The following is a 17,401-nucleotide window of genomic DNA, read 5'->3' as shown; positions in this document are numbered from 1 at the left end:
GTGTAGGCGGCGTGGAAAAATTGATAGACAACCCTACTATTCCAAATAGTAGTTATTCTTCAATGATTGACTTGTTATCTCATAAGGCGAGGGTTCATCCTGAAAAGGTGGTCTACACATTTTTATATAATGACAACAAGGATGAAATTAATATTACCTATCAAGAACTTCACACGTGTGCTAAGCAAATCGCTGGTTACCTACAACATTTAGGTTTAGAAGGACAACGAGCTCTTTTAATGTATCCATCTGGAATAGACTACATTAAAGCTTTTCTAGGTTGTATCTATGCGAATGTAATACCCGTTCCCGTGTATCCTCCTGGGTTGAGCAGGAATATGTTACGTTTAAAAGCGATTATGGACGATGCAGCTACTAATATTATTTTAACAACTACGTACCTGCATTCAAAAATAAGTTTTCATTTCTCAGATGAACTTTCAAGCATGAATTTAAAGTGGATTCCGATTGACGATATATCTCATGATTATCAAGATGATTGGTCACAACCAAAGATAGATAAAGAATCTTTAGCCTTTTTACAATATACTTCAGGATCTACATCTTCTCCTAAAGGAGTAATGGTCACTCACGGTAATATTTTGCATAATGAAGCCATGATTAAAACAGCTTGTCAGCATAACGAGGATACAGTCATGCTCGGGTGGCTACCAATGTATCATGATATGGGGTTAATAGGTAACATTCTACAACCACTATACCTTGGGGCCAAATGTGTATTTATGTCGCCAATGGATTTTTTACAAAAGCCTTTTCGATGGCTAAGTGCTATCTCAAAGTACAAAGCAACTATTAGCGGTGGACCCAATTTTGCTTATGACTTATGCCTAAAAAAGATTACAGATGAACAAAAGAGGCAGCTTGATTTAAGTACGTGGGAAGTTGCTTTTAATGGGGCTGAACCCGTGCGTTATGAAACTATTCAAAAGTTCGCCCAGGCTTTTAAAGATTGTGGTTTTAAACTAAATCAATTTTTTCCGTGCTACGGTATGGCTGAAGCAACTTTATTTATAACAGGTAATGAAAAATTAACAAAGCTTGTCTCCAAAGGCTTTTGCAAGGAAAGTCTCCTAGAAAATAAAGCTATAGAGCGACCGTTAAATTCTGAAGATTCAGTTAAATTAGTTGGTTGCGGTATGACTTGGCTTGATCAGAAAGTAGAAATTGTTAATACCGATTTCTTAACCACATGTGCATCAAATGAAATAGGTGAAATTTGGATTAAAGGAAACAGTATAGCAAAAGGGTATTTTGGACGGGAACAAGAAACAAATTATGCGTTTAATAATACAGTGAAAGACACAAACGAAAATGGCTTTTTAAGAACTGGGGATTTAGGGTTCTTTCATGAAGGCCAGCTTTTTGTAACAGGTAGACTGAAGGATGTCATTGTAATGAGAGGGAAAAACCATTACCCGCAAGATATTGAATTAACTGTGGAAAAAGCAGATCAAGCTATTATTTCAGGAGCCAGCGCTGCCTTTTCTGTTGATATTAATGAGGAAGAGAAGTTGATTATAGTTGCTGAAATCGAACGTAAATATAGGCCTAGATCGCATAAGGAAAAAGAGTTGAAAGGTTATTTAGACAATGTTTTAAGAAACATCCGTCAGCAAGTAATGGAGGAACATGAAGTTCAGCCATATGCTATTTACCTTTTAAAGACTAGCAGTATACCAAAAACATCTAGTGGGAAAATCCAAAGACATGCTTGTAAAAAAGCGTATTTAAATAATGGCTTAGAGGTTTGGCATAATTAAATTCGTTCTTTTCCCTCTTTTCCTAATGAATTCATCCTATTAAGCATAATGTACTTACTATTGTTGAAGGAGGGATGTTAAATGGGAAATTCATATAACACAATTGTAATTGGCGCTGGACAAGCAGGACTAGCTATTGGCTATTATTTAAAACAAAAATCCCTTTCGTTTTTAATTATAGATTCTAATAGTAGAGTCGGGGACTCTTGGCGTCATCGTTACGATTCTTTAATCTTGTTTACACCTAGATCTCATAGTGCACTACCGGGTATGAATGTAGAAGGGTCGCCACATGGTTACCCTAACAAAGATGAGATTGCCGATTATTTAGAGAATTATAGTCGTCATTATAATCTTCCAGTTCAACTAAATACAGCCGTTATTAATTTATTTAAAGAGAATGAGCAGTTCCACCTCGTTACTAATAAGGGTAATTACGTAGCGAAAAATATAGTAGTTGCGACTGGTCCCTTTCAAAAGCCCTTTGTACCAGATGTTGAGAAAGATGTCTTAAAAGACATTTTTCAAATTCATGCAGCTCATTATAAAAACCCGACTCAATTAAATGAAGGAACGACTTTAATAGTGGGTGCTGGTAATTCAGGGGTACAGATTGCAACGGAGTTAGCTGAAAGCAGAGAAGTTTATCTATCTGTAGGTAAACGGATGAAATTCCTACCCTATACATTACTGAATAGGAGTGTTTTTTGGTGGTTCCAAGTGCTTGGAGTATCAAAAGCAACTATCCATTCAAAATTGGGGCAGTTTATGAAAAAAAATGATCCAATTATAGGGAAAGAGTTAAAACCACTGCTAAGTAGAGGCGTTGTTAAAAAGGTTTCAAAAGTTTCAAAGGCAGATGGTAAGAGTTTAATTTGTCAAAATGGGGAGAAGGTCCAACCAGAGAATATCATCTGGGCCACTGGTTACCACAATGATTACGAATGGATTGAAATCCCTAACATAATTGATAAAAACAATAATGTAATTCATGATCGAGGCATAACAAAAGAAAAGGGTCTTTACTTTCTAGGGTTATCATGGCAATACCGACGAGGTTCCGCCTTATTATTAGGGGTTGGAGAAGACGCCAAGTTCTTAGCAAATCATATAACTTAATTCATATGAAAAGTTTTAGTGGGGGTCCTAATTATGGAAAACGATAAGATTTTTATGATGATAAGAGAGTCTATTTTAGTTTTTTCACCTTTAAAAGAAACGGATATTAAAATAGATAGCAATTTGTCCGGAGATTTATCACTGGATTCAACTGACCGTTTAGAACTTGTCTTAGATTTAGAGCAAAAGTTAGATATTAGCATTCCAACTGAGGACTATGGCTGGTGTAAAACGATTGAGGACGTTGTGTTGTTAGTAAAACAAATACAAGCTCAGAACACTAAGGAGGCTGTTAAATGAACTTATCTACTAAGTTAAAAGAACTAGGATTATCCCCATTAAATACATTAGTCGGCAGTGCCCATAACCTTTATAAAATGCCTTTTGATACAGTAAATGAATATAAAGGCAGCGTTATTGCAGATAACTTTAACTATCATTATGAAAATAACGAATTTTATCGTGATTTATGTAAAAAGAAAAACATTAGCCCTCAGGATATAAAGAGTTTTAATGATTTAGCAAAAATCCCTTTAATTCCAGTTCAAACATTTAAACAATGCGATTCTCATCTTCTTATGACATCGAAATTAAATGAAGTTGAATTCGAAATGAGAAGTACAGGAACAAGTGGTATTCCTAGTGTATCTCGTCGTGATCGATTAACGATGGATAGTGCATTTGATAGTGTTGTAACCACCTATAGGGAGTTCTTTAAGTTCTCCAGAGGGATGGGATTATTTCTTTTCCCACCAACTGAAGAAATGCCTGAAATGGGAATGGTAAAAGCACTGAACGTTTTTGCTGGTTTATTAGATGGTAGCGTTAATTTAGTAAAGAAAATAACATTCAACCCCGAAAAAGCTGTAGAAGTCTTACAGAGTTGGGATGGAAAGCACACTAGACATATAGTAGGCCCTCCATTTTTAGTATATAGATTAATTAAATATTGTATGGATCGCAATATTAAACTTAATTTAGAAAAGAATAGCTTTATTATTACGCTTGGAGGATGGAAAAGGTTCACTGGTGAAGAAATTCCACGAGGAGAATTTAATGAGCTTTGTCATGAATACTTAGGTGTTCAATCATACAATGTAAGGGATATGTATGGATTAGTAGAAGCTAATATGCTTGCAGTAGAATGCCATAAACAAGAAAAACATATTCCACCATGGGTACACGTTTCTATGCGTAATCCACACAATGTCTTAGAAGAAGTTGAATATGGAGAAAGAGGCGTTATTGCTATTTATGACCCAACTTCTATTTCTTATCCAGGCTTCATTCTGACAGAAGATGTTGGATATTTAAGAAAGGATACATCTTGTGAATGTAGCCGTAATGGACAGACGTTAGTATATATTTCAAGGATGCCAGGCGTGGAAGTAGGTTGTTGTGCAATTAACCTTGAAAAGTTTATCGAAGAAAAAGAAAAAGGCATGGCTATCAAAGGAGGAATTTAAAATGTTCAATGATATAATCTGTGATCATTTTATGAATCCTAGGAATATTGGTGAACTTACAGATGCGGACTATGTGATTGAAATCAGTAATCCTATTTGTGGTGATACAGTACACATGTATTTAAGGTTAAACCAAGAGGTTATCTCCGATGTGGCTTATAGAGCTTATGGATGTTCTACGTCTATTGCTACAGCAAGTATTGTTTCAGAAAAAATAGTTGGTATGTCTAAAGCTGAAATTTCGTCTATTACACGAAATAACGTTGTTGAATGGTTAGGTGAGTTAGAACCTTCACAGCTTCACTGTGTGGATATTGCTTTAAATATTCTAAATCAGTGTGCAAATCCAACAAAAAAGAAATTTGAACAGAAAGAGTTTCTGATAGAAGGGGAAGGTGCATTTTAACAATGCATACACCTATTTATTTTGACTATAATGCCACTACTCCTATTGATCCAAGAGTATTAGAAGGTATGTTACCATATCTTCAAAATCATTTTGGGAATCCGTCGAGCACTTATTCTATAGGATATCGTACTAAAGAGGCCATTGAAATGGCACGTAAAGATATAGCTAATCTTATCAGTGTTGAGGATGGTAATGTATTTTTTACAAGTGGTGGATCTGAGGCGAATTCCACTATATTAAAAGGCATTGCAGCAAAAAGTTCAAAGAAGAAGCATATTATTACAAGTTCAATTGAACATCCAGCTATCTTAAAAACGTGTGATTACTTAAGAAAGCATCATGGATTTCAAATTACCACAATACCTGTCAATCCGGCTGGTATTGTGGATGTTAATGATATCGAAAGAGCTATAACTAGCCAAACAGTTCTTGTTACAGTCATGATGGTAAATAATGAAATTGGATCTATACAGCCTATAAAAGAAATAGGTAATCTGTGTAAAAAGCACAATATTCATTTCCATTGCGACGCAGTACAGGCAGTTGGGAAAATACCTGTTAATTTAAAGGAACTTCCAATTGACAGTTTATCGATGTCAGCGCATAAGATTTATGGACCTAAGGGAGTAGGCTGTTTATATTTACGTGAAGGTGTGAATATTCCTCCTCTTATCCTTGGAGGGTCTCAAGAATTTGGTATGCGCTCTGGAACAGAAAATGTAGCAGGTATTGTCGGTTTTGGGATTGCTGCAAAAATAGTTCAAGAAGATCTATACTTCAATCTTACAAAGATAGAGTACCTACGTAACTTATTCTTAACTAATCTCCATACAGAAATTGAGGAGTGTTTAATAAACGGAGATATACATGCGAGTGTTCCTTCCACGATAAACATTCAAATTTCTGGTATTAGAGGAGAATCCTTAGCCAGTATGTTAAATGAATTAGGATTTTGTGTATCTATTGCTTCTGCATGCAGCTCTACTTCATCTAAACTTTCACATGTATTAAAAGCAATTGGAAAAACAGATGAAGAGATCAGAAGCTCAATTCGTATAAGTATAGGTGCGTTAACTACAGAGGATGAAATAAATCAGTTAGTTAGACATTTAAAACAATCCGTGATGAGATTGCGTTCTTTCTCCCCTAAATATCAAATGTCTATATAGCTATATAAGAATAAAAAAGTCTAAAAATAGTGGTTGAAAGGTAGTGGGACTACATGGATGAATTAGTATTTAAGCAATTTAAAGTTGCAAAAGATTTTTTTTATTAGAAACGTAGAAGCTATTTCCACAGAAGTAGCGAGTGTTCAGCCAGATGGCTTTAACAATACAATTCATTGGCATATTGGCCACGTATTAACATTCACTGAGCAATTAATGTTTGGATTTCCGGAAAAGACCATTTACCTTCCGATAAACTATGTCGAATTATTTGGAAATGGTACGAAACCGGCTGACTGGAAAGGTAAGGTGCCAAGCTTAGAAGAATTGATTAGCCAGCTTAAGGATCAGTCCATTCGTCTTCAGCAAATTCCAAGTGAACAATTAAAGGAAACTCTTCAAAAACCATTTATGGGATTTGAAATTTTTGGGGAGCTAGCAGGCCTGGCCGTTCTACATGAATCCAATCATTTAGGCCATATCCAAGCAATGAAACGCGTTGTTGAATATGAAAGTGTAAAACAATAATCAGTTTAGGTACAGATTAAAGGCATCCTCTAGCCATGCATATTACTAAGCTCTAAATAAAAAACAAGCATTTGTTTTCAAAGGCTTGTTTTTTTGTTTAGAGAGTTTTTATATAGAAATGTTACAGGTCATCTATGATGCAAATTTGATAAAATTTAGAGGCTAAATTTAGTAATTACTTTTGGATTTGGCTGTGACCATACACTAAATAGAGTTTAATTATAAAGGAGATGAAGTAGATGATAATTTACAATAAGCTAGTCAGAGATCGTATCCCTGAAATTATCCAAGAATCTGGAGAGGAATGTTTAGTAGAAGTTTTAACAGAGCATGATTATTTAAAAGAACTTCAAAAAAAGGAGAGGAAGAGTTAAAGGAGTATTTAGCAGCTTCTAATTCCAAAGAAGTTATAGAAGAACTTGCGGATTTATTAGAAGTAATTTATGGACTAGCACAGTGTCATGGGTTTTCCATTAAAGAGTTAGAGACAGTTAGACAATCTAAAAAGGATAAAAAAGGTGCCTTTGATAAAAGATTATTCTTAGTTGAAGTCCATAAGAAAGATTAAAAACTAATTTCTAGTTACGTAAGAAAAAAACCTACTGATTATGGTTATGATGAGGTCCTTGTTTCTCTTTTATTCAGCTTTTATACACCATAGATATAACGGGGGTTCCTTAGATAAGTGGATAAGGATTTGATGTGTAAAAAGTACACGTTTTATATATATAATCGCACGGAAAAATATAGTATATATGGAGAAAACATGTTATTATGTTTCTGCACATGCATTTTAATGGTAAAAAGCCACCTGTCCTGCAAATACTGGGTGGCTTTTTATTTTGTTAACGATAATAATTGCTTTAACACTCTATAATAGATTTAAATATCTTGTCCGAAAAGTATACGTTTGTAGTTACCATAAAACGTATAGGCAGCAAAGGTTTAGTTAAAACTACAATTTTACAGTTTTTAACGAAAAGTGGGGCTTGAAACTAATTTCTACTTCTCTGTTACCGTCATTTCCGAGAATTGTTAAGCGATTATTCTCACCTTTAATTTCGCTAATATCTTCTAATTCAAAATCAAAGATTAATCCCTTAAAATGTTTATAACCTAAGCTTACACTACATTGACTTTCATGTACCAACATCACCAATAACAAATGAAAGCCATGATCGTCATCTTTACTATACATAAACATACCAGTCTGTTCATCGACCATTACTACAGGTTCATCTTCAAATAACTCAAGCAGTTCGTATTCATCGTACTTCATTACTGTTTAAAATCTCCTATCTTAATATTACTGTAATAACATGGATATTATTATTTACAACAATCTTAAATGTATCAGATATGCTCAATATGTACCTAAGTTTTGAACCCAATTTTCGTCAAATGTATATATAATCTTAGTTACCATAATGTACTTACAGGAACCAAAAAGCCCTTTAAATAAACAAAAATATTTTCTTCTAATGTAAAAATGTATAGTTTTTATTTGTTTACCAAATGAAGAGTAGTGGTTGAATGAAAAAGGAAAATAACTATATATAAGAGAATGTATGTCAGTGGAAAGAAAATAGATTTATGACATTTTCAACAAGGCATCTTTACATAATTTTGATTTTTCCTATGAATAGATCGGAAATTTTTTATAAAGGGGATGGAAATCATGTTTCACGCGAAGGATGTTTTAGCCGATCAACTGTCAGCAAATGCTAATGACCCTAGCTGGTACCAGCCATTTTCAGCTTCGATTGAAAACTTGTCGGAAGAAGAAGCTTTTTGGAAGCCTAACAAGGACAGTAATAGTATAGCTGAGATTGTGCAACATCTACTTTATTGGAATGAAACATGGCAAACTAGGTATCAAAAGTCTCATGTCAATGCAGTACCTTCTATAGGAAATAATAATAAAAGCTTTATAATTGTCGAAAATCAAACATTTGATCATTTAAAAGAGCGACTATTAAAAGTACTGTTACAATGGCAAGAGTTATTAACTGAAGAAAAAGTCGAAAGAAATGTAAATGGTTTTTCTGAACATGTGAAGTGGTGGGAGGTACTTGGAAATTTAACTACTCATAACGCATATCACATTGGTCAAATCATTTATATTCGGAAACTACAAAAAAGTTGGAAAGAGAATAGTGGTGAAGAGGATTAACCGAAGTCGATAATTGATGTCTCTGAATGAAATGGAGCATGAAGTTCTCCTTTTTTTATGTAGAATGTATTATGATGTACGAAGTACTTTAATATTTACTTAATGAATGATGAAACCTAGGTAAAAGAAAAAGTAGGTTTCTATCGAATGTAGAGTCGATTACAAAATACAGAATCTGCTCTTTTTATGACCAATGTTTCAGTAGGACTACGATATATGTCATTTCCTATACATGTGTGTATCAAAGGTTATAGGACATTGTTCTCATGGTATACTATCGATTAATGACAAAACACATTGTATATGCAACATGTTTTGTTCATTTTCTGCTTTTGGGGGACAACTTCATTGTTTGTTGTCCTTCTTTTTATTTTATATAAAAAGAAGGAATTACTCTCCAGAGTAGTGTTAACCTTAGTCAAGGGAGTTGAAACGTTATGAAAAAGACAGAGCACATCAAGAGGTATGAGCAAGGTATTACTAGTAAGTTTGCTGTGTACAGATTACCCTATGTTTATGACTTTTCTATTTACGCTATTGACATCTTTTATACTGATACAGAGGACTACTTCTTTGGCTGTGCCAAGAACACTACACTTGAAAGATTCTTTACTCGTAAAATCCACCAAGATGAACTAGGGTATTATTTCCAGTATGCTCAAGAAAAGGTCTATCTCAACAGTTTTAATCCAATAAAGAACAATAAGTTACAGTTTGTTCAATGAACTGGCTTTTTTTATGCCATCCAAGACAAATAACCTATCATATCACCATTATGAGAAGTAAATGCTAAGAATATCAGCATGATTAACCCTGTTGTTTTATTTGATATGAATATTTTCCCTTTATTCGAACATTCTACTACTTAAGAAACCCTAAAAAGTTTACTCAAAGATATAAAGGTGGATTCAATATAAATGAATAATAAGGCTTATATGGTCTTTCGTGAGATCTTCATTGTTTGCATTGTTCCCTTTGCTGTTATCTTTCTTACCGACCTTTTGGTGCAAATAACCAGTAAAAGAAATTGATTTATATTCTTCTCCCACTATAAACGGATAATAAATAGCAACTTGAGCAAACTACTCAAGATGCAATAGAGCATCGTCCAACGACTGGCTACCATGAATTCAACTTATAGAAAAAGACGACCTCTCTGAACTGAGAAGAGTTGTCTTTTCCTATTTTTAGACTATACACGATATTCGAAACTAGTTACCATAATAAGCATTCTAAGAAAGCAGTAAATAAAAAAGAAACACTTTATCAAGAGCTATTTTCTTAAAAATAAGAAGGCTACCTACATTTGTAGGTAGCCAAAGCCATCAAGACTTATTTAATTATCTAGCGATGTTAAATGAATAAAAATAAAGTAAGCACTCTATTTTCTCCTATTTTTAATGGCTTATTAGCGAGAAGTACCAGATTGTCCTGAGACACCGCCAGCTAATTGTTGTTGAGCTGTAGCTACAAGACGTTTTGTGATTTCTCCACCAACTGAACCATTAGCACGAGCTGTTGCTTCAGCACCAAGGTTTACACCAAATTCGCTAGCGATCTCATATTTCAATTGATCGATTGCTTGCTCAGCACCACGTACTAATAATTGATTACGACTACCACTGTTGTTGTTTGACATATTGATTCACCTCCTTGTACGCTTTTAACTTTCCTTTTGTTCGCAAAAACGATTCAAGGTAAATATTGGATGGATAATAGGGAGATATTCAGCGATAATAAACCTGTTGAAAGAAAAGAATTTCACTAAGAAACAAAGAAATTCATTGCCTTTCATCTCCTTGTCAATTTCAAACTCATATTTGCCATGTGTGAAAAGGATTATAACGATATCGTTATAATCCTTTTTCCTTAAAAAAAAGAACGTTAACTGTCCTAAACACTATGAATGAACATAGTCAATTAGGTAAAGAATGCCGTACACTCCTACATACTAAAACGTCAGTGTTTTTTCTTGATTATATTGCTAATTAACATAATGAAAATTATCGGAAACCTAATGAAATATAAATAATAGCTAAATAAAGTTATAATAGACCATAAATATAAAATAAGGTGAGATGTATTAATGATTGACTTTATATCTGATCTCCTTTCAGGTGGGATAGGATTCAGTACGGGTGTTTTAGATACAAGGAAAATTGATAGTAATATTAGGTTACTAAGGAAACAAGAATGGTTTAAAAAGATTTATGAAAATAACCAATACTATTCACTACTTACCGGAAATAGAGAAGTCAGAGCTTACTTACAAAGTAATTTTCGTGTTAAAAGAATGATTCGTAATGAGAAATCTCAAGCAAAGTTCTTATTGCTCTTAAATAAAAAGTTGAAGATATAATTACTAAGACATAGAAGTTAACATAATCACAGTTCTCTGGATATAAAAAAGGCTGCCATATATAGCATACCTTTTTGTCCTTGATGATCTTAATTTTTAGAGTATAACCATGGAATAGCCGGCGGAATTCCTGCCTCTGGTAATAGATAAATAAATACGAAAAATAGACATATAAGTACTCCAAACCCCATCACCAGTAGGGAGAAGGTAATTTTATCTCTTTTAATAAGTCCATATAATCCTAGTAGAGTACTTAGTATACCTAAAGACAATTCAAATAAAGCTGGTGGATATACAGAATAATGATTGATTATAGATGCTCTCCAGGAATCAAAAACTGTAATGAATAGGACAAAGACAATTTGTAGTGCTAAACCTGCATATGGGAAACTCATGATGCTTCTCCTTACTTGTTTTCCAAAATTATATACTATTTCCTTACTTTACATAAGGTCCATTATAGGTATTTAAACAACAAAAAGCTCTTTCATAAGAGCTTTTGTTGTTTAAGAATAGAATTTAATCATCTACATCATTAGCATCAAACGTATCTGTTGTAACGTTTAATATATGACCACTAATGTTAACTGTTTTGTTATTTACCCATTTAACTTTGGCTGTTTCCTGAGGGTAATTCCAATAGATGTTTTTCCTTTTATTAAAAGCTTTATTTGTATACGTCACTTCTCCTCTAATAGCAAAAGGTGTAGTCGCTCCACCACTCGAACGATAAATCTTTACTATGTAATCACCGTTAGGAGATTTACTTTGAGAAATATATTCTCCCTTTGGAGCAAATCGTAGATAACTAGGCGCAAAAAGAAACCACCAAACAAACCCTATAACTAGAAGAGAACTTAATCCAGCCAAACACACTATATATCGTTTTTTCAATTTCTAACCTCTATTCAGATGGACTCAATTATAATTTTGTTCCTATCTGATTATATATCAGAATTGAGTTAAAAGATCATGAATATCATATACAAAATCAGTTTACATAATACCTCTTAAAGGAACCAAGCAAGCGAAAGAACCCTTGTGGCAATAAGGGTTCTAACGAGAGTGTGTTTCTATTTTATGCAACTTTTTATACATCCTTGATATGACTACGTTCTGTGGAGAGTTGAAAGAAACGAGAATGTATAAAAAGCGTACTTTTTATACATATGCTCGTTCCTATAGGAATAGTCTTTTTGAATGATTACAGATGAGGAAATAACCCGTGAACACCTTCTGCAATCATTTGTATAGCCATCACTGCTAGTATTAATCCCATTAACCTTGAGATAACATTTAAACCATTCTGTCCGAGCTTTTTGATAATAGCTGTAGAATAATAGAAAAGGATAAAAGTAACTCCTAATATAAGGGTGTAACTAATGAGTACACTCCCTAGATTTGCTATCGAATAAGAACTGTGAGACATGACTGTCGCAATTGTTCCGGGTCCAGCCATAATCGGCAGAGCAAGGGGGGTAATGGAAATATCATTTTGGGAAGCTGCAGCTTTTTGTTCATGCGAATGAGGACTTTGTGCATTAGAAGGTTTAGCATGAAGCAAGCTATAGGCAATTCCAAAGATTAAGATTCCTCCTGCTACACGAAAAGCATGTATGGTGATCCCAAAGGCGGAAAAGATAAAACTCCCTAAAAGTAAAAATAGGGTAAGAATAATAAAAGAGATAATGACAGCCTTCCTTGCACTATGACGTCTTTCTTGAATAGAATAATCATTCGTAAGAGTAATGAAAATAGGTATGTTTCCGAGTGGATTCATAACAGCAAAAAATGAGATAGTAAGTTTAAGAATTAAAGCTAACACTGTAAAAACTCCTTTCATCTTAATAGTACATACCCATTTAGCTTACTTCGTTAACCTATCCCTCTATATTTTCACTTTTTAATAGAAAAAAGGACCCTGTAAGGTCCTTCTAGTATTTGCTTAGTTGACTAATGCAGTATTTAATTTAAGTGAATACCTTAATTATGTAGATTAATTAGTCAATTATCAAAACAAGTTTACCATTTCCTATACCTTTTTCTAGTTGTTTAAAGCCCTGCGATACTTGCTGGAGTGGCAAAGTTGTACCAATAATGGGACGAAGTGCACCACTTGTTAGCATGCCAATTACCCCATGAATACTTTGTTCATATTCATCCTTTGGTGCATTCCAAAGAGCTGTTGCTAAAATATCACATTCTTTTTGCATGGCAAGGCGTGGGTTTATGTCTATTGAACCACGGTTTCCAACAATTATAATCTTACCGAATGGTGCAATCAGCTTTAAATCTGTTTCTAAATTCTTATTTGCTAAAAACTCAATAATTACATCAGGCCCATTGCCATCCATTAAGGCTAACACATCTTCAATCGTTGCTTCTGTCACATGATCAGTGACAAAATCTGCACCAGCTTGCTGAACCATTTTTTTACCCTCTGGCTTGCTTGCTGTTCCAATCACTTTTGCACCGTGAGATTTCGCCATTTGTACAACCTGTAATCCGACTCCACCACTGGCTCCATGAATAAGCACGGTTTGACCGGGCTTCAGGCAGGCACGTTGAAATAGCGCACGATAGGCCGTTAGTGCGGGTACCCCTAATGCTGCACCTTGTTCAAAAGATACATGGGATGGTAATGGATGAACCAACGTTGCATCACATACTACTTTTTGGGCAAAGGTTCCTGTATTTTTACTTCCCATTAAAGACGCAATAAATACACGATCACCGACATGAACATTTGTAACTTCTTCTCCAATCGACTCCACAACTCCTGCACCGTCTAATCCTGGAGTATAAGGCAACTGAGGTATACTAAACGCATATGTACCTGCTAATGTGTAAGTATCACTCGGATTGACACCTGCTGCATACAAACGAACACATACTTCTCCCTTTTCTGCTACTACATCCTTAACGTCCTTAAATACTAATTTCTCAGGTCCACCAAACTGTGTGACTTGAATTGATTTCATATTCCAAACCTCCTTGTTACTTAATTATATATTGAAAGGTTTGAAATTACAGTAATATCAAGGTTTGAATTACTAGTTTTCACAAATTTGGACATTTTGAAACAAAATCAAATACACCGTCCGTAAAAATATACCTTTACGGACTTTTCTTTTATATAAGTAATTATCATGTTTATCGTTCGTTTTAGTTTGAAAACAACTTACGAACGTCTTCGTAAGTTGACACACTTTTATGAACGTTTTTGATTAAATAAAAGGAAGTTTGATATGAGAATAAATAAGTTAGATTGGGAGGCCGGGGAAGGAAAAGCGACTTCAATGCCTCAAGTAGTATTGGACGGGCCTAAAGAAATTGTTGAGAGAAGATGCATCTATGTTATTATATACTAATGCTCTAAGAGACCGTATAAAAAAATTATCAAATTAAATAAGAAGGTACCTAAGCAGTTAGGCGCTAAAATCTTGCAGTTCCTCTTATTAAAAAAGTTTATCCCTCCATTGCAACACCTTTTTTATGAACAGCAATTTATAAAAGGAGCACAATAAATTTGTTACTTAATTAAACGTAGCGAAGTCTTATATAGCTGTTATATCAAATGATTCAAGGGAACACATGTTAATTATAAGAATGATTCATCACCTACTATAAGTAAGTATAAAAACGTTGAATTATATAGTTTGACTTAGAGTGCAAGCAACAAATATCTTACAAGGTGGTATATCTAGCAGCAATTATTATATTTCAGGTTACCACTTCCGACAGGAAGTTTTTCATTAAATGGCTTATATTTACCTGTATTTTTACTCGCTATCAGCATTGTAGCAACATGGCAATTAGCATATGCACCATACGTAGCAGACTATTCACGCTATCTGCCTGCTAATACATCAACTGCACAAACCTTTTGGTATAGTTACCTGGGTACATTTGTAGGGACTGTATAGATGAATGATTTTAGAAGCAACTCTAACAATTGCTATTCCTAATTTCCTTGATAATTCTGGTGGGAATTTAGCTCACTTATTCGGAAGTTTTGCTATCTTTATGTATTTGATCATTATTTTTGGTCAACTAGCTATTAATGTTTTTAATTTATATGGTGCTTTTATGTCAACGATTACAACTATAGAGCCCTTTTGGAAGCTCAAAGTAACACAAAAAGTTAGAGTAAGGATGATGTTTTGTGTTACTTTGGCAGGTACTATCCTATGTTTATTAGGCCAAAGTAATTTTCTATCATTTTTCTTAAATTTTATCTTTTTCATTAGCTATTTCTTGATTCCTTGGACGTCTATCAATCTTGTGGACTACTACTTATTGCCCCGTGGTCAATATAATGTGAAAGATATCTTTGATGTAAATGGTCAATACGGAAAAATAAATGGAATCACTTGCATGGCATTTGCTGTATCAATTGTTGCAGAGATTCCTTTTGTTAACACATCATTCTACATTGGTCCTATAGCAAAGGCATTTGGTGGCGCAGATATTGCCTGGCTGATTGGAATAATAGTTCCTGCGATCTTATATTATTTTCTGATGAAACAAAAATTAAATAAAGAAGTTTGTGGTAACTGAACTCGAAAGAAAGGCCTGTATCTAAACAGATACAGGCCTTTCTTTACCCCATGAAAAGAGAATAAACATTCTTTTTTTTATGTAACAAAAACGAGATGCAAACGATTATGCATCCCGTCATGTGAAGAAGGAAAAAATAGCTTTTAATGCAGCATATGATCTTTAAGGAACACCTCATTTAAGCATTGAACTAAAAAATATACAATGTGAACGAAATCGTTCTTGGTCTGGGACAAACACCTCATTTGTATAGTTATAAATGAACGTTATTGTCTACCCATTATATATATTCTTACTACGCTCATGACTACCATCCCCTTATGATTCAAACATACATCGATTTACAATAAGGTTTTCTGAAATATGCCTGCTATAGACACCTCATCCCAAATGTAAGAAGCTTTGTAATGATTAGTTGTAATCAATAACTTGTTTTCCTTCTTCCTTAAATAGAATATCCCAATAGCCTATTTATAATTCAGTAAAGCTAACAGGGGTTTTTTGGATTACATGCACCCTTTATTTATAACAAAGATTAAATAATGAATTATTATGAATAGCTATAATAAATGGAGATATACACATATTCATTTTGTTCAAAGTGCTCGAGCATTCATAAGTTATGCTACATATGCCTATCATAAGTCTTGGTAGGGGAAAGATGAATAGTTAGAACTTGTTGAAGGGGATATTTTCCTTATTTGCTATAAAGCCTACTATATGTTACACTACAGATAACTTATTTTTGTTCGGTATATTGAGAAAAGAAAAAACCTAATTAGAAGTTTTTATCTTGAAATAGTATGTTTGGGCAAGATTGGTAATACATTTGTGGAGTATTCCACAGCAGGAGGCAACATTATGACACAAGGTACAGTAAAATGGTTTAACGCAGACAAAGGTTTCGGTTTCATTGAAATCGAAGGCGGAGACGATGTATTCGTTCATTTCAGTGCTATTCAAGGTGAAGGTTTCAAATCATTAGAAGAAGGTCAAAAAGTTACTTTTGATATCGAAGAAGGTCAACGTGGAGCACAAGCTGCTAACGTTCATAAAGCATAATTAAAAGTGATAACGAAAAAGACTCCTTATAAAGGAGTCTTTTTTTTATGGTCTTATAATTAGAAAACCATGATTTATCTACTATTAGTTCAATAGAAAACCCAGGCTTAAAAAAAAGCCTGGGTTTTAGACAAGACGGTCGATACAAGGTTAATTAGTTATAACATACAATAGAAATAGAAAGCAAATATGAACAAAGACTTTTTTATGTATAGGTAGTGTTTAATCTTTTAAAAAGCATAGGTGTACATTATCTTCTATGAGGATTACGGGGGATTTTATCAATAAGGCGTTTTTTAGCTTCCATCTGACTTTTACACAAAGGACATTTCTGATGACTATCGTAAGAGAAGTCTTTTCTCATCCAGCCTTTACACTCTTCTACTGTACATTCCCAAATTTCTGTTTCTTCTTGAACCGGAGGTTCTTGATTTCTTTTACTATAATACATACTAATCACTACTCCTCTCTTTATAAGTATGCCTTATAAAGAGAGCATAGATACTTTATATCTTTTCTTTCATTCATATTTTATTAGCATCAATTTCACATTTGAAAAAAGTGGAGTGGGGATATTAAAATATAATAATTAATGTTTAATGAATAGTTGTTACCGTGATGTGTAAAATACAATGGAAATAAAAAAGAATGTTTTTTTAGAAAAACTATTGACGTTTCATTTGATATGTTTTATTATTATTAAGCGTCGTTGAAACGACAACTTATGATTTGAACATTGAACTTTGAAAACTGAACAAAGCGACAAACGTCAACGTTG

The 17,401-nt window shown here is 33.8% G+C and carries 18 protein-coding genes and 3 pseudogenes; 14 read left to right on the top strand and 7 right to left on the bottom strand.

Annotated elements, in window-relative coordinates:
- Nucleotides 1-11 precede the first annotated feature (11 nt).
- The 8 genes and pseudogenes from OK414_RS15050 (at nt 12) to OK414_RS15015 (ending at nt 7,037) form a co-directional block, all read left to right on the top strand.
- Nucleotides 12-1,781, top strand: coding sequence for a fatty acyl-AMP ligase (locus OK414_RS15050; RefSeq protein WP_051975584.1), 1,770 nt, complete (start codon nt 12-14; stop codon nt 1,779-1,781).
- 81 nt (nt 1,782-1,862) lie between these two features.
- Entirely contained in the window at nt 1,863-2,900 is a 1,038-nt protein-coding gene (locus OK414_RS15045) for a flavin-containing monooxygenase (RefSeq protein WP_034651203.1), read from the top strand.
- A gap of 33 nt (nt 2,901-2,933) precedes the next feature.
- Complete coding sequence (locus OK414_RS15040) at nt 2,934-3,200, top strand: acyl carrier protein (RefSeq protein ID WP_013083564.1); 267 nt, start codon at nt 2,934-2,936, stop codon at nt 3,198-3,200.
- Nucleotides 3,197-4,366 carry a LuxE family acyl-protein synthetase gene (locus OK414_RS15035; protein WP_263045159.1) on the top strand — a complete coding sequence of 390 codons (1,170 nt, stop codon included), beginning with the start codon at nt 3,197-3,199 and terminating at the stop codon, nt 4,364-4,366. Before OK414_RS15040 ends, OK414_RS15035 begins: the two co-directional genes overlap by 4 nt.
- A gap of 1 nt (nt 4,367) precedes the next feature.
- Nucleotides 4,368-4,772 (top strand): iron-sulfur cluster assembly scaffold protein, encoded by a 405-nt coding sequence (locus OK414_RS15030; RefSeq protein WP_034651207.1) that lies wholly within the window; start codon nt 4,368-4,370, stop codon nt 4,770-4,772.
- Between the two features lie 2 nt (nt 4,773-4,774).
- Nucleotides 4,775-5,944 carry a cysteine desulfurase family protein gene (locus OK414_RS15025; RefSeq protein ID WP_034651209.1) on the top strand — a complete coding sequence of 390 codons (1,170 nt, stop codon included), beginning with the start codon at nt 4,775-4,777 and terminating at the stop codon, nt 5,942-5,944.
- Between the two features lie 53 nt (nt 5,945-5,997).
- Nucleotides 5,998-6,469 (top strand): annotated as a pseudogene (locus OK414_RS15020) (DinB family protein).
- A gap of 239 nt (nt 6,470-6,708) precedes the next feature.
- Nucleotides 6,709-7,037 (top strand): annotated as a pseudogene (locus OK414_RS15015) (phosphoribosyl-ATP pyrophosphohydrolase).
- Between the two features lie 387 nt (nt 7,038-7,424).
- Here OK414_RS15015 and OK414_RS15010 read toward each other — a convergent pair.
- Nucleotides 7,425-7,748, bottom strand: a complete 324-nt coding sequence (locus tag OK414_RS15010; protein ID WP_205661428.1) for a hypothetical protein — start codon at nt 7,746-7,748, stop codon at nt 7,425-7,427.
- A gap of 399 nt (nt 7,749-8,147) precedes the next feature.
- Here OK414_RS15010 and OK414_RS15005 point away from each other — a divergent pair, with 399 nt between their 5' ends.
- Nucleotides 8,148-8,642 carry a DinB family protein gene (locus OK414_RS15005; protein WP_205661425.1) on the top strand — a complete coding sequence of 165 codons (495 nt, stop codon included), beginning with the start codon at nt 8,148-8,150 and terminating at the stop codon, nt 8,640-8,642.
- Nucleotides 8,643-9,079: 437 nt separating this feature from the next.
- Nucleotides 9,080-9,367, top strand: a complete 288-nt coding sequence (locus OK414_RS15000) for a hypothetical protein (protein WP_098366386.1) — start codon at nt 9,080-9,082, stop codon at nt 9,365-9,367.
- A gap of 683 nt (nt 9,368-10,050) precedes the next feature.
- Here OK414_RS15000 and OK414_RS14995 read toward each other — a convergent pair.
- A complete protein-coding gene (locus OK414_RS14995; protein WP_029325325.1) occupies nt 10,051-10,281 on the bottom strand; it encodes an alpha/beta-type small acid-soluble spore protein in 231 nt (76 codons plus the stop codon).
- A gap of 447 nt (nt 10,282-10,728) precedes the next feature.
- Between OK414_RS14995 and OK414_RS14990 the strand changes: the two genes are divergently transcribed.
- Entirely contained in the window at nt 10,729-11,001 is a 273-nt protein-coding gene (locus OK414_RS14990; RefSeq protein ID WP_205661424.1) for a hypothetical protein, read from the top strand.
- Between the two features lie 89 nt (nt 11,002-11,090).
- Here the strand turns inward: OK414_RS14990 and OK414_RS14985 are convergent, their stop codons facing one another.
- The 4 genes from OK414_RS14985 to OK414_RS14970 all read right to left on the bottom strand — a co-directional run bounded on the left by OK414_RS14985 (nt 11,091) and on the right by OK414_RS14970 (nt 13,982).
- Complete coding sequence (locus OK414_RS14985) at nt 11,091-11,396, bottom strand: hypothetical protein (RefSeq protein WP_263045158.1); 306 nt, start codon at nt 11,394-11,396, stop codon at nt 11,091-11,093.
- A 124-nt stretch (nt 11,397-11,520) separates the two neighbouring features.
- The gene (locus OK414_RS14980) at nt 11,521-11,895 is read right to left on the bottom strand and encodes a DUF5412 family protein (protein ID WP_205661422.1); all 375 of its coding nucleotides are present in this window, start codon (nt 11,893-11,895) and stop codon (nt 11,521-11,523) included.
- Nucleotides 11,896-12,205: 310 nt separating this feature from the next.
- Nucleotides 12,206-12,844: a MarC family protein gene (locus tag OK414_RS14975; RefSeq protein ID WP_034651218.1), complete on the bottom strand. Its 639-nt coding sequence runs from the start codon at nt 12,842-12,844 to the stop codon at nt 12,206-12,208.
- Between the two features lie 157 nt (nt 12,845-13,001).
- On the bottom strand, nt 13,002-13,982 hold the full coding sequence (locus OK414_RS14970) for an NADPH:quinone reductase (protein WP_034651221.1): 981 nt from the start codon (nt 13,980-13,982) through the stop codon (nt 13,002-13,004).
- 267 nt (nt 13,983-14,249) lie between these two features.
- Here OK414_RS14970 and OK414_RS14965 point away from each other — a divergent pair, with 267 nt between their 5' ends.
- The 3 genes and pseudogenes from OK414_RS14965 to OK414_RS14955 all read left to right on the top strand — a co-directional run bounded on the left by OK414_RS14965 (nt 14,250) and on the right by OK414_RS14955 (nt 16,623).
- Nucleotides 14,250-14,372, top strand: a complete 123-nt coding sequence (locus OK414_RS14965) for a hypothetical protein (protein WP_256656519.1) — start codon at nt 14,250-14,252, stop codon at nt 14,370-14,372.
- Nucleotides 14,373-14,686: 314 nt separating this feature from the next.
- Nucleotides 14,687-15,561 (top strand): annotated as a pseudogene (locus OK414_RS14960) (purine-cytosine permease family protein); the annotation flags it as partial.
- An 861-nt stretch (nt 15,562-16,422) separates the two neighbouring features.
- Nucleotides 16,423-16,623, top strand: coding sequence for a cold-shock protein (locus OK414_RS14955; protein WP_025751380.1), 201 nt, complete (start codon nt 16,423-16,425; stop codon nt 16,621-16,623).
- 250 nt (nt 16,624-16,873) lie between these two features.
- Here the strand turns inward: OK414_RS14955 and OK414_RS14950 are convergent, their stop codons facing one another.
- Nucleotides 16,874-17,074 carry a cold-inducible protein YdjO-related protein gene (locus OK414_RS14950; protein WP_034651224.1) on the bottom strand — a complete coding sequence of 67 codons (201 nt, stop codon included), beginning with the start codon at nt 17,072-17,074 and terminating at the stop codon, nt 16,874-16,876.
- Nucleotides 17,075-17,401 lie beyond the last annotated feature (327 nt).

It is taken from the genome of Priestia sp. JV24, from assembly GCF_025910025.1.
Lineage (GTDB): Bacteria > Bacillota > Bacilli > Bacillales > Bacillaceae_H > Priestia > Priestia megaterium.
The sequence above is the reverse complement of the archived record's forward strand: the minus strand, read 5'-3'. Positions and strand labels throughout refer to the sequence as shown.